The sequence below is a fragment of the Desulfobacterium sp. N47 genome (assembly GCF_051233685.1).
Taxonomy (GTDB): Bacteria; Desulfobacterota; Desulfobacteria; order Desulfobacterales; family RPRI01; genus RPRI01.
In genome coordinates, this window is the sequence record NZ_JBAMMY010000195.1 from 16,857 (window position 1) to 29,979 (window position 13,123).

Consider the following 13,123-nt stretch of genomic DNA (forward strand, 5'->3'; position numbering starts at 1 on the left):
GAGGAGTTTTAATTATAAACAGCATTCTGTCTTTCAAGGTTAACCGAAACAATCTTGGAAACACCCATATGCTCCATGGTTATCCCAAAAAGCATGTCCGCAAACTCCATGCTTTTTTTATTGTGGGTTATCATTACTATCTGGGATTTTTCGCCAATTATCTTAAGAAGATTATTAAATCTATAAACATTGGATTCGTCAAGGGGAGCGTCAATTTCATCCATAATACAAAATGAAGCCGGTTTAAGAAGAAATATTGCAAATATAAAAGCTATGGCCGAAAGTGCTTTCTCTCCACCGGACATCAGACTCATTCTGGTAAGCTTTTTACCTGGCGGATGTATCATGTATTCAACCCCGGTTTCCAAAGGTTTATCAGGTTCTGTTAGAATAAGGCTTGCGCTGCCTCCTTCAAAAAGACTGGGAAAAACCTCTCCTATTTTTTTATTAACTTCATTAAATGTTTCCAAAAACCTCTCCTGAGAAATCCTGTTTATTTTTCTGATTACTTTATGAAGATCTTCTATGGCTTTAACAAGGTCTTCACGCTGTTGGGTCAGAAAATTAAAACGTTCCTCAAGCTCTTCATACTCTTTTATGGCACCAAGATTAACATCGGTAAAATCCCCTATTTTTCTTCTGCTTCTGTCAAGCTCTTCTTCCATATCCTTTATTGTTGAATGAGATATTTCTCCCAAAGAGTCACAACCCGTTCTTGCTTCTGATAGAGTGCTCTGATAGCGATCCTCAAATCTTTTTGCGATATTTTCCCTCTGTATCTGCCTCTGAGATTGTTCGACTTCAAGCAGACGCAATTTTTCCAGAGTCTGTTCACGCTCGTTTTTCACATTTGAAATAAGGTCATCATGTTCTTTCTGCCTGACATCAATTGCATTATAATCATCCTCGTTGTTTCTAAGCGCTTTTCCTATAATTTGGGCCTTTTCGTACAGTTCGGAAAGAATCCGCTCGTTTTCAGCAATTTTTTGTTTTGATGTCTGCATCCTGTTTGTTTTTTCTATTACCTCTCGCTCTGCGGTCTCCATCTGCCTGATCCCGTCATTATGAAATTCCTTAAGGCGGTTTAATGATGTGTTGCCACTTTCGAATTTGGCAGTTAATGATGTAAGGTTTAATTTGAGATCGACAACCTTTTGATCATAAGAAGTAAGTTCAGCTGAAGCAGCTTCTATCTTGCCGGAAATCGTGCTTACTTTTTCACGGGCTTCGGATACTTCATTTTCAACCTTTAAAAGCGCTTCGTTATATTTGGCTATTTCTTCATCGATATCGCTTTCCTCACCCATTAACTGTTCCTGTTCAAGCTGAATAATTTCATGATGGCGTTTTGCGTGTTTTAATTCCTCGGATATCTTATAAAGAAATTTTTCGGCTTCGGTCTCATCCTGTCTGGCCCTGTGTTCGCGCTCTTTGAGTTTCTGCATGGTAATTTCCGCAGATTTCAATTCCGCTTCAAGAGATTTTTGTGCCATGCGGGCATCTTCGATCTGATGTTCAATATCAGATATCTGTTTTTCCAGTTCTTTAATCTCATTTTTCTTGGCAAGTATTCCGGAAAAATTGTCGCTGCTTCCTCCTGCTATAGTTCCATTGTGTGAAATTATCTCGCCGGATTTTGTTACTACAGTTTGGAATGCGCCATTGCTGTTAAAAATGCTTAGAGCTTCATCAATATCTTCTGCAACCACAACATGCCCGAGAAGAGTTTCAACCGTTTTTTCAAAACCGGATTTAATTGAAACATGGTTTATAAGCAATTTTGAAAAATCGGGTTTTTTATAATGCTCGCATTCCGGTTTTTTTATGGAAGAAAGAGGAACAAACCCGCTTCGGCCCGCTTTGTTTTCCTGAAGAAATTCAATCAGAGACTTGCATGTGTTCTGGTCTTCTACTACCACATACTGAAGATATTCTCCCAGTGCCGCTTCCGTAGCAGTTTCAAAAGATGGTTCAGGCTCTATGATGTCGGCCATGAGTTCTGTTGCAGCACCTGCCGTAGCGCTTTGTGGTCCGGCATTTGAGCGGCAGTGTTTCATTATTGCCTTAACACCGTCCTTATACCACTCGAAATTATCCTCCATCTTTTTTAATGTTATGTAAGCAGATCTTGCCTTGTTTTTTTCCATATCAAGGCTTTGAACGGTTCTGATCTGATCGCCGAGCAATTTGCTCTTTTCTTCAAGCAGCTGCTTAATCCCCGCTTCTTCTTTTACAATATCATCAATATTTCGTTTAAACGATTCGAGTTCTTCTTTCGCTTTTGATTCCGTATCCGATATTTCAGATACTTTTTTTGTTGCAAGGGCATATTCTTCATCTGCTCTTTTAAGCCGCCTTTTCAGATTCTCTTTATTGGTTGAAGCATTTTGATAAATGTTTTTATACCTTGCTTCATGAGCTACAAGATTCATCAAATTGGTTTTACAGGCATCGAGTTCACGATTGTGCTCTGCCAGGCGGTTTCTGCTGTTTTGTGAAGCATTACGTTCTGCTTCCAGTTTGGTGTGTGTCTTGTTTATTTCCTCTTTAATGGAAACGGTTTGAGCTTCAACATTCGATATTTCTGAAAGTATTTTTTCGTTTCTTTCATTAAGAGTTGTACGGGCGGATTCAAGTTCAAAAATCTCGGTAGCAAGTCTTTTATCATCATTCCGAAGATGCAGCAGATCGTTTTCAAGCCTGTCCGTATTTCGCTGGATTTCAAATACGCTTGATTTTTGCTCTGAGATTTCCTGATTTTTTTTGGTTAACTTGAATTTTATGTCTTCTACAATTGCATCCAATTGCTGCAGTTTGGATATATGGCCCGAATCGGCATCTCTTAAATCTTTGACTATTTTATCTGTTTCATCAATGAGTTTTGTATATTCATCAAAATAATAAATGGTAATATCAGTATCAAGTTTTTTAATCCGATCCTGCAGATTTTTGAATATTTCAGCTTTTCTTGCCTGACGTTTTAATACTGCCATCTGCCGGTTAATTTCGGAAATGATATCCGTTACACGCAAAAGGTTCTGGTTTGTGGCTTCAACCTTTCGCAGCGCTTCATTTTTTCTGCTGTTATAGCGGGTGACACCAGCAGCTTCTTCAATAAAAAATCTTCTTTCATGAGGCCCGGCATCGATAATTGCGCCGATATTTCCCTGCTGTATTACAGCATATGATCTTGGGCCAAGGCCGCTGCCTAAAAAAATATTATGGATGTCTTTAAGACGACAGGGTCTTTTGTTTAAATAATATTCGCTTTCACCTGAGCGGTAAAGACGCCTTGTCAGCATTATTTCAGCAAAGTCTTTAAGCTCTTCAGGGGCTGAACCATTATCATTTGCAAGTGTCAAACTAACTTCAGCCATGTTTAACTGCGGCTTCCCGTTAGCGCCTGCAAATATAACGTCCTCCATGGATTTTCCACGCAGCTGCTTAACGCTTTGCTCCCCCATAACCCATTTAAGCGCATCAACTATATTGCTTTTACCGCAGCCGTTGGGACCGACAATAGCGCAAACACCGGCAGGAAATTCAATATTGGCTTTGTCATTAAAAGATTTAAATCCGCTAATCTCAAGCGATTTAAGCTTCATATAAAGACATGCCTCCATACTGAATGGTTAATGATACTGTAAAAAAACCCTTCCTTAATACGAATGTTTATACAGAAACAAGTCATTGGTTGATATTTCATCGGGACGGACTTTATCAAAAAGCAAAACCAATGTAAAGAAAAAACGCAACAGAAAGTGTATTATAATAAATGTGAATACAATATATGGTACTTTATATTTAGGGTGAATTCTATATATAATTTTTAAAAATTCAATCTATTTTCAGGCAAAGGGGCATAAAAGAGCTATTATACCGGCTAATATAAAATGGGATTCAATCAGAAATTCGAGCTTGGTTCCCGAATACATATAACCCTGCGCATGTTTTAAGAGCAGGAAAAACAAAGACAAAGGGCATATAAAAAGAGCAAACCCAAGTTTTGAGATGATATTGAATGCGCTTGAAACAAGTAAGACGGCAACCATAGAAATCAGAATAGCCTTTAAAAGACGAATTGTGCGCTCTTCCCCTATGATTATCGGAATCGTTTCCCTGCCTACAATACGGTCACCCTGCATATCAAGAATATCAAAAAATGCGGTTCTTACAAAAACCATGCATACAGACCATGTAAAAACAATTATAATTGCCGGACTGACCTTTAAAGACAAGGCAGGCAGAAGTGAAGTTACAACTCCCCATGCAGCGGATATAAGTGCATTTTTAGAACCTGGAATATCCCTTATTCTCCTGTATTTTCCATTTGTTAATTTTTCAGGTATTATGCTTAAATTGTAGGATAGGCCCATTAAGCTGATAGATGAAAGAATAAAAAATGGAGCAAGGCCTACGGAATATGCAGTAAGAATACCCGCGGCTCCTGCAGAGATTGCAAAAACAGCAAGCAATATTTTATATTTATTATAAAAGACAGCTCTATCCGGATCATTGTAATAATCTGCATTCATGCCGGTAAGATTGTTTATAACATGCATGGAAAAAACATAGAGCATGGACATGACAACATATGGAAAATAGTTTTCAGCGCCAAGAAGCCTGATGTTCGCATAGCAAAGACATCCGGCTCCAATGGATACATAAATGTTTACTATAAAAATCGAATATCTTATGGCATAAAAGCGTTTACGCCAGCCGCATGCCTTGTTATATGACAGATCATCTAAAGACCTGTAAACCCTTTTAATCAACCAGTTCGGGGTAGAAGCTCCTGCTGTTATACCGATACTCCGCGCCGAAGAAAGGAGGTTTAAGTCAAGTTCCGATTCGGTTTCAATCCGATAAGCGGGCTTTCCTGCTTGTATCGCTGCTTCTGCAAGTCTTTGAGTATTTCCGCTGTTATGTCCTCCTACAACTACTATTGCATCTACCAGCTCTGCAAGCTCTTTTACTTCAGCCTGCCTCATAGAGGTGGAATTGCATATGGTATCATAAAGTTTAAAATGCGGATATTTGCTTGCAACCAATTCTTTTACTTTTTCATAAAAAATAATGTTCTGTGTAGTCTGGGCAACAACTATCGCCTTCTCAAATTTTGGAAGTGATTCGAGTTCATCTATGCTTGCTACTGCATATCCATTGCCTCTGGCATATCCGAGCAGGCCAATGACTTCCGGGTGATCTTTGTCTCCGATAATTATGGAAGTATACCCATCTTTTGCATGTTTACCGATTATCGTCCGGACTTTAATAACACGGGGACAAGTTGCATCAATTACTTTGAAGCCTGAATTTTTAAGGCTTTTTTTTATGCCCGGAGGTACTCCGTGCGCCCTTATCAGAACTGTTCCAAACCCCTTTTCGGGAATATCATCGATAATTGAAATACCTTTTTCGCAAAGAAGATCAAGCACCTGAGGATTGTGAATAAGTGGTCCGAAAGTAAATATAGGGCCTTTGTGCTTATTGGGCAGATCAAGAGCCATTTCGACGGCTCTGCGAACACCCATACAAAAGCCCGCTGTCTTTGCTACAAGAATTTTCATCAGCAATTACGAGGTTTTAAAAATATTTTATGATCTACAAGTGATAGGGAATACACGCTGGCTTTTATAAATTTCTGATCTCCGAATATATTGACCAGCCTTATTCCGTCACCTTCCGGTTCAACAGTATCGACTGCTTCCATTATCAGTTTATTATCATTATCTTCGATAAGATAAGCATTGGCTTCACACATTATAACCTTCCTTTTAATATTTATATTATTCAGATGTTTTTTTTATAAATTCTTTAAGATTTTTCTCTATCATTTCTTCGATCAGGTGGGGAAACGGCGAAGAAGAAACTCCAATTATTTCAATATTTTCCTGAGAAAGAGGAAGAAGAAGTTTTTTTGCGCCACAGGCTGAAACAGATTGCGATATTTCAGGTGTTACCTCACCCATCATGGCATTTGCCAGAATGATTCCTATAGGCCCTATAACAATATCGACCTGTTTTACAGTATGAATTATAGAATTTTCACCTGATGCACCACGGTTTGCTCCGGCTTTCAGCATTTGAGATGTTGCTATGGCATTTGTGCCCAGTGCAAGTATTTCAACATTCTCATCAACAACTTCTCTGAGCCGTTTTATTATTGCGCTTCCGATTCCGCCGCCCTGACCGTCTATTACGCAAATTCGTTTTATTTTTTTACCCTCTGACATATGCATTGATACCTTTTTCAGTCTAAACTTTAGTGTATCCGCCCTTAACCTGTTTATGGGCTTCTTCCATGCCCATTACCTCTGTTATTGATTCTGCGAAAAATATTACTGTCCGAAACTAACAGAATCTTAAATTATCGTCAATGGAAAGAAGCTTTATAGACAGGAAAATCAAATATTTTTTTAAAGATGAAAAGCTTAGTAAGCAGTGATTAACCATCCGGCCATACAGGAAGATTTTTTCATAATAGAAATTAATTTGTTCCTGTAAATATAATTTGACTTATTTCCTTTTTAGTTATAAATTCTTTTTAAATCAAAAAAAATCCATCAATCTAAATCTATTAACTGATTACATTGCCTCCTTGATTGCATTTATGAGGAGTGTTGGAATTTCCTGTTTTAGCGCGTTTATTTTGTTTTTACACCGGATCAACCTCTAAATCTTCAGCTTTTGCTACACTATTGCAACAAATTATTAGCTTTTGTTTTCAATAAACAGCACTAACCAATAACCGTAATTTTAAAAAAGAAGGAGGGTAAAATGGCTGAGAGTGTATACAAAATAATAGAACTTGTCGGGACAAGCACAAAATCATGGGAAGAGGCAGCAAAAAGTGCCGTTGATATGGCTTCAAAATCTCTTCGGGAATTACGAATCGCAGAGATTACAAAGCTTGATATGAAGCTTGAAGACGGTAAAATAGCAGCATACAGGGCAAGGGTTCAGGTTTCATTTAAATATGAAGCTGGAAAATAGAATATTTAATCTCTGTTTTATTCGATAAAATAGCTAAGCAATACTGCCTGTTATAGCCTTTATAAGGTGCATTGCCAATTTTCTTCTTTTTATCGACAATAAACAGCTTGACTTATTCCTGATGATTAACTAATAAAGATGCACCTGAAAAAAGATATTTTATTCCAGACGTTTCTTTAAAGGTCCATCAGGAAATCAAGTATAAATTATTGCGGGGTGGAGCAGCATGGTAGCTCGTCGGGCTCATAACCCGAAGGTCGTTGGTTCAAATCCAGCCCCCGCTACCAAACATAAAAAGAGATTACAGTTAATACTGTAATCTCTTTTTTGTTTTCCAACAGAGCCAATTACAAAACGCCATATCAGCCGATCTTTTGCGTTGGGCTCAAATTTTGCATGCAGTGAAGCATAGCGCTATCCTCAACATATTCAATATATTCTTATTTTTATAATTTTAGCCCGCCTTTACACTGACTAAACTGATACGTTTTGAAACAGACTCAACAGTATAAAAGTTAACGATTTGGCCATATTCCAAGTTCCTCAGCGGCAGCTTCCCTTACAGATTCTGCATAATCACCTGATATTATTTTCTCAAGAAACTCTTTTACTTCCTTGTTTTTGAGTTGTGACAGCACCTGCACCATGTCACCCTGAACAGATTCATCCAGATCGGCGAAGCGTTCACGAAGAATGGCGATCAGGCAGGCGGCCAGATCCGGAGATTCATCTGCAAGATACTCCACGGTAACCATGGCACCCAGGCGGACCGACCAGCGTTCGTGGACCAACAGATCTATAAAGGCCGGAAAGATCCGGTCATTACTGCTCATCATTTTCGCAACTCGTGCAGCATCTCCTCCTTCAATGATTTGCCGCAATGAAGATGCACATAGTTGGGAAGGATCACGCTGTGTGCACTGGCGAATCACCTCGTTTATATTAATTTGTCCGGTCCAACGAATTTCATTGTCCAGAATTAGTGTGGGTACAGAACGGATATCCTGTACTCTGGCCTGGTTTTCAAAAAGGACCCCATCTGTAATCGTCAGACGAAGGTTCGGATTTTTATCGGCAAGCAGCAATAGTTGCGCAACAACATTGGGACAGTGGGGGCACTGCTGGGCGATAAACACAGAAAGCTCAGCCGGAAGTTCGATTTGTGATGCCGGATCAATTCCATTGCCGGATAGCCCGGTGGTATTAGCCGCAGCAGTTAATGCCTCAAGAAATGGCAGCAGTTCTTTGCCTTGGGGAAGCGCTTGATAGGCAATGTTTTTATGTCGCCCGATTATAATCGCCGGTGATCTGAATGGTTCATCCTGCACTTTGCGGATTTGCACTTGCGGAACCAGTTTTTTAAATTCATCACAAAAAAAAGAAAGCTTCTCACCGGCAAGATCCTCTCCTCCGGCAATATTGAGAAGAGCAGGCATTGTATTGAGGGCTGCCCATTGGAGCATAATCTGCCTGTCCCGGGAAGTTATGATATCCATTTCCATTCCTCATTAATTCCGTTTAGTTTTTAAAACCCTTGAATCAGGATAATATCACCAGCAATTCCAAAAATAATCCTGAATTTAAATTTTGAAAATATATAAGATTTTAGCAAATCAATCTATTTTGATTGATCTTATGAGTCCGTCAATTTTAGCTTCATCACCTGACAGCGATATATCAGGTATAACCCGGATGGATTTTAGACAAAACAAATCTTTTATTGTTTGAATATTCTTATTTTTTAAGCCTCTTAAAATTGAAATACTTTTCGGATGGACTTTTATTAATATACTTTCATAATTTTGATTCTGCGATTTAAGCATATTGATGATTTTATCAAGAAATATTTCCGAATATACAAGATGTCCGAAAGACGGATGATACGGTCCTGCAATAACCGATGAACCTTCTTTAAGATCATCAGTTGCCTGCAAACCCATCCTGATAACTTTTATATTATTTTCTTTAAAAACAAGGTATATTTTTTTTGTAACAGACACAGCCTGTTCTATGGAAAGAGGCTCATATTTTTTTTTGGCATATAGTACTGCAAGAGCACTTCCTGCCAATACCAGAGTCGGATATATCCTGACAAAATCAGGGCAAAGTGCTGATATTAAATGCGCTGTTGCAATAGATTTGTTTTCATCGTCACCGGGCAAACCTATCATCATCTGCAAGCCTGTCTCAAAATTTCTTTTTTTCAGCAAACCAACTGCATTTATTGTATCCGAATTAGTGTGTCCGCGCTTAGACAGCAACAAAACGGAATCAACCATAGATTGCACTCCCAGTTCAATTGTTCTGACGGGAAAGCTTTCTATACAGCCAAGTTTATGATCATCAATAGTATCGGGACGGGTTGAAAACCGGATGCTGTCAACAAGGCCGTCTGTCACATACTTTGTTGCCGCAACAAGAAGTTGTTTTATCTTGCCGTCATCTATGCCTAAAAAATTGCCGCCGTAAAATGCAATTTGAACCCTGTTTCTGTTGTCGCCTTTATACCTTAGAAATGTTTCGATTATATTATCGAGTTCCTTTTGCGAAGGAATGCTTTTTTTTTCTCCGGTTACGGTGTTTTGGTTGCAGAAAATACATTGATGGGGACAGCCTGCATGGGGAACAAAGACAGGAATTATAAAGTCTCTTTTGCTATTGGGCATCAGCCGATGTTTTGCTTTTATCTGCAAGAATATCAAAAGCTTTGCTGGCTGCATCCTGCTCCGCAAGCTTTTTGCTTTTTCCATATCCTACTGTCTGCAGATCATTAATCGTTAACTCAACTTTAAAGATTTTATCATGATCAGGACCGCTTTCTTCAACAACATTATAAGCCGGTTTTATTTCCTGACCGGTCTGAACCAGTTCCTGAACCTTGCTTTTAAAATCGTAGGCAGCTGCTGATTTGCCGCTTAATTTTAAAATGGGTAAATAAATTTTTTCAATTATTCTGAATGCGTTATCATATCCGCCATCAAGATATATTGCAGCTACCACTGCTTCAAATGTGTTGGCCAGTATTGAATTCTTGTTGCGGCCGTTTGTTAAAAATTCACCTTTTCCGAGCTGAATATAAGAACCAAGATCCAAAGAACGCGCAACTTCTGCAACCTGCAATTCATTAACAAGATTTGAGCGAACTCTGGAGAGGTCGCCTTCGTCCAGTTCGGGAAAGCGATTTATGATTATATGTCCAATGGCAAGATTAAGAACGGCATCTCCTAAAAATTCGAGACGCTCATTATCCCGTATTTGTGTGTCTGACTGTTCATTTACAAATGAACTGTGACGAAGAGACTCCACAAGGAAGTTTATATTTTTAAATTTATATGAGAGTTTTTCCCTTAATTCTAAAAGTTCTGTCCTCTCCATCAGGATTCCTTATTGTTTATTTAATGCTTCCCCGGTTTGCCTGAACAAGGCAAACTATATGGAATTTATCAGGTTTTCATACAGGTTATAAGGCACATGAAGATTTCCTCTTCCTGATCCCATATTGATGTCAGGTTTCAAAGACCCATGAAAGTCTGTACCGCCTGTTATCAGCAAACCGTACTTCTCAGCAATTTCTATATAATAGGAAGTCTTGTCCTTTGAATGCTCGGAATAATATGCTTCTATGCCTTTTAAGCCCATAACTTTCAACTCAGCAATCAAATCCTCAAATTTTTTCTCTTCACGGATGGTAAAAAGAGACGGATGAGCAAGAACAGGAATTCCGCCTGCGCCATTAATAACTTCTATCGCCTTGCTGCATCCAAGCCGATATTTATCAACATATGCCGGTTTTCCTCTGCCTAAGTATTTATCGAAAGCTTTTTTTATTGATTCAACAAATCCTTTTTCAACCATCAGGCTTGCAATATGAGGCCTTCCAATCTGCCCTTCACCTGCAAAATTGATAACTTCTTCGATTGTTATATCAAATCCAAGATTGTTTAACAGCTCAATTATTTTAGGATTCCGGTTTTTTCTGGCCAGTTGAAGAGTATGAAGAGTCTCATGAAGAATATGATCATCAATTCTAAACGAATAGCCCAGCACATGAAAACTCCCGGAACAGGGAAAGGACGGAGGAGGATCGGCGCTTATTTCTACACCGGTCAAGAATTTGAAATCAGAAGGAATACCTGTTTCTATTGCTTCTTTAGAACCATCAATCGTATCATGATCTGTAATAGCAATTGCAGAAAGACCTAATTTTTTAGCTAACGCTAAAATTTCATTGGGGTAAAGGGTCCCATCCGATGCGTTTGAATGAATATGGAGATCTATGCCCCTGTTATCGCTATAATCCAAGAGCTTTTTCCAAAGCCTCCTCTTTTGATTTGCAATCTATGCATTGAGAAGTTACGGGTCTTGCTTTAAGACGTTTTACGGAAATATCACCACCGCAGGATTCACATATTCCGAAAGTGCCGTTTTCAATACGTTCCAGGGCCGCTTTGATCTTATAAATAAGTTTACTCTCTCTGTTTCTGATCCTAAGTTCGAAATTGCGTTCTGCTTCAAGAGATGCTCTGTCTGTGGGGTTAGGAAAATTCTCTTTTGGATCAGTCATCCCCGAAACAGTACTGCCGGCCTGACTCAAAAGTTCTTCCAGGCGCTCTGATAAAAACTTCCTGAAATATTCAACATCTTTTTTATTCATAGCAAGTCCTTTTCACGAATAAATTTTCAATAAAACATTGTAAGGAAACGTAGTAATTACCATAAAGATAATTACAAGTAAAGACATTTTTCCCAGCAAAAAACAAATAAGCACTTTTATAATATATCCCAAAATCCGCTATTAACGCGAAAATTTATGAAATAAATATTGAAAAACCTCGTTGATTCAAATAGATATGTGTTATCAAGACAGCATAAATATTTAACCAACGAGGTTATGGATATGATAAAACAAACTGTGTTACCATTCAAGATAGAAATTACGAAAGATATGATAACATCACATGCAGGGCTGGCGCTATTGGGGGAATTTGCGGTTGGGTTGAGATTATTGGAAGCTATTGACAAAAATCTGCCTGCGCCCGGTAGTGGTGCCGGATACAGTGCGAGTGAACATATATTGCCACTCATATTGATGTTAAATGGCGGAGGTCGAAGCCTGGAAGATTTGCGGCAAATCCGGAAAGATGATGGTTTGCGAGAAGTATTGCCATTGAAACGTATGCCATCATCGGATGCTACGGGGGACTGGTTGCGTAGAAGTGGTATAAACGGTTCACTTAAAGGCCTTGCTGAGGTAAATCGCAAGATAATAAAGCGTGGTCTCAAGTATGACGGGATCAAAGGCTATACGCTGGATATTGATGCAACCGGAATTGAGGCAGAGAAAGAGTTAGCTAAGATGACTTATAAAGGATATCTTGGTTACATGCCTATGGTGGGCCATTTAGCGGAAAACGGTTTTGTTTTGGGAGATGAATTTCGTCAGGGCAACGAAGCTCCGGCGTCAAGAAATCTTGAGTTTATAAAGTATTGTAAGAAGCAATTGCCCAGTGGCAAACATATCAAGGCATTCAGGGCAGACAGTGCAGCCTATCAGGCGGATATAATCAATTATTGTCATGGTAATGGGATAAAGTTTGCTATTGGAGCAGATCTGGATAAGGCGGTTGTCAGACAAATCAAAAGCCTTGGGGACAGTGATTGGAGAGTTTATCAAAATGGCTTTATTGCTGAGACGGTGCATTGTATGAATAAAACAAAGCAGTCATTTCGTCTGGTAGTAATTCGTCGTCCCATTCAGGTAAAGTTATTTAATGAAACAGATGAAAAAGAGAAATACACAGTAATAGCGACAAATCGCACTGAAGATGTTGAGCAGGTGGTGAGATGGTACAGCCAGCGCGGACAGTGCAGTGAGAACCGGATTAAAGAACTTAAGATCGGTTTTGGCATGGAAAGGATGCCGTGCGGTCAGTTTGAGGCTAATGCGGTATTTTTTCGTATCGGAGTATTGGCATATAATGTTGGCCGGTTATTTGTGCTAAAAACGTTGGACAAGTCGTGGCATAGTCATCAAGTTCAAACTTTAAGATGGAAGCTATATGAAACGGCCGGCAAGATAGTTTTTCATGGAGGAGTTATATGGTTAAAAGTCAGGCGTCATTATCAA

General features: G+C 39.0%; 11 protein-coding genes and 1 tRNA gene. 3 read left to right on the forward strand and 9 right to left on the reverse strand.

What is annotated here, in order from left to right:
• Positions 1–8 precede the first annotated feature (8 nt).
• The 4 genes from smc to VXK47_RS12720 all read right to left on the reverse strand — a co-directional run bounded on the left by smc (position 9) and on the right by VXK47_RS12720 (position 6,236).
• On the reverse strand, positions 9–3,605 hold the full coding sequence (gene smc, locus VXK47_RS12705) for a chromosome segregation protein SMC (protein WP_435549155.1): 3,597 nt from the start codon (positions 3,603–3,605) through the stop codon (positions 9–11).
• A 243-nt stretch (positions 3,606–3,848) separates the two neighbouring features.
• Entirely contained in the window at positions 3,849–5,570 is a 1,722-nt protein-coding gene (gene ispH / locus VXK47_RS12710) for a 4-hydroxy-3-methylbut-2-enyl diphosphate reductase (RefSeq protein WP_435549156.1), read from the reverse strand.
• On the reverse strand, positions 5,570–5,764 hold the full coding sequence (locus tag VXK47_RS12715; protein ID WP_435549157.1) for a CooT family nickel-binding protein: 195 nt from the start codon (positions 5,762–5,764) through the stop codon (positions 5,570–5,572). Before VXK47_RS12715 ends, ispH begins: the two co-directional genes overlap by 1 nt.
• 25 nt (positions 5,765–5,789) lie before the next feature.
• Entirely contained in the window at positions 5,790–6,236 is a 447-nt protein-coding gene (locus tag VXK47_RS12720) for a DUF3842 family protein (protein WP_435549158.1), read from the reverse strand.
• A gap of 544 nt (positions 6,237–6,780) precedes the next feature.
• Between VXK47_RS12720 and VXK47_RS12725 the strand changes: the two genes are divergently transcribed.
• Positions 6,781–6,996: a dodecin family protein gene (locus tag VXK47_RS12725; RefSeq protein WP_435549159.1), complete on the forward strand. Its 216-nt coding sequence runs from the start codon at positions 6,781–6,783 to the stop codon at positions 6,994–6,996.
• 210 nt (positions 6,997–7,206) lie between these two features.
• Positions 7,207–7,283: transfer RNA gene (locus tag VXK47_RS12730), tRNA-Met, on the forward strand.
• 228 nt (positions 7,284–7,511) lie between these two features.
• Here the strand turns inward: VXK47_RS12730 and VXK47_RS12735 are convergent.
• From VXK47_RS12735 to dksA, 5 genes are all read right to left on the reverse strand, one after another.
• A complete protein-coding gene (locus tag VXK47_RS12735) occupies positions 7,512–8,492 on the reverse strand; it encodes a thioredoxin family protein (RefSeq protein ID WP_435549160.1) in 981 nt (326 codons plus the stop codon).
• A gap of 117 nt (positions 8,493–8,609) precedes the next feature.
• On the reverse strand, positions 8,610–9,662 hold the full coding sequence (locus tag VXK47_RS12740) for an elongator complex protein 3 (protein WP_435549161.1): 1,053 nt from the start codon (positions 9,660–9,662) through the stop codon (positions 8,610–8,612).
• Positions 9,652–10,371, reverse strand: coding sequence for a ribonuclease III (gene rnc, locus VXK47_RS12745; RefSeq protein WP_435549162.1), 720 nt, complete (start codon positions 10,369–10,371; stop codon positions 9,652–9,654). The genes VXK47_RS12740 and rnc overlap by 11 nt, the downstream gene beginning before the upstream one ends.
• Before the next feature lie 54 nt (positions 10,372–10,425).
• Complete coding sequence (locus tag VXK47_RS12750; RefSeq protein WP_435549163.1) at positions 10,426–11,298, reverse strand: PHP domain-containing protein; 873 nt, start codon at positions 11,296–11,298, stop codon at positions 10,426–10,428.
• On the reverse strand, positions 11,288–11,650 hold the full coding sequence (gene dksA, locus VXK47_RS12755) for an RNA polymerase-binding protein DksA (protein WP_435549164.1): 363 nt from the start codon (positions 11,648–11,650) through the stop codon (positions 11,288–11,290). Before dksA ends, VXK47_RS12750 begins: the two co-directional genes overlap by 11 nt.
• A gap of 168 nt (positions 11,651–11,818) precedes the next feature.
• Between dksA and VXK47_RS12760 the strand changes: the two genes are divergently transcribed.
• On the forward strand, positions 11,819–13,123 hold a 1,305-nt coding region (locus VXK47_RS12760), incomplete at its 3' end, for an IS1380-like element ISDssp4 family transposase (RefSeq protein ID WP_435549165.1).

Excerpts from the sequence above, each read along its gene's own strand:
- smc (WP_435549155.1), bottom strand. The coding sequence starts at position 3,605 with ATGAAGCTTAAATCGCTTGAGATTAGCGGATTTAAATCTTTTAATGAC.
- ispH (WP_435549156.1), bottom strand. The coding sequence starts at position 5,570 with ATGAAAATTCTTGTAGCAAAGACAGCGGGCTTTTGTATGGGTGTTCGC.
- VXK47_RS12715 (WP_435549157.1), bottom strand. The coding sequence starts at position 5,764 with ATGTGTGAAGCCAATGCTTATCTTATCGAAGATAATGATAATAAACTG.
- VXK47_RS12720 (WP_435549158.1), bottom strand. The coding sequence starts at position 6,236 with ATGTCAGAGGGTAAAAAAATAAAACGAATTTGCGTAATAGACGGTCAG.
- VXK47_RS12725 (WP_435549159.1), top strand. The coding sequence starts at position 6,781 with ATGGCTGAGAGTGTATACAAAATAATAGAACTTGTCGGGACAAGCACA.
- VXK47_RS12735 (WP_435549160.1), bottom strand. The coding sequence starts at position 8,492 with ATGGATATCATAACTTCCCGGGACAGGCAGATTATGCTCCAATGGGCA.
- VXK47_RS12740 (WP_435549161.1), bottom strand. The coding sequence starts at position 9,662 with ATGCCCAATAGCAAAAGAGACTTTATAATTCCTGTCTTTGTTCCCCAT.
- rnc (WP_435549162.1), bottom strand. The coding sequence starts at position 10,371 with ATGGAGAGGACAGAACTTTTAGAATTAAGGGAAAAACTCTCATATAAA.
- dksA (WP_435549164.1), bottom strand. The coding sequence starts at position 11,650 with ATGAATAAAAAAGATGTTGAATATTTCAGGAAGTTTTTATCAGAGCGC.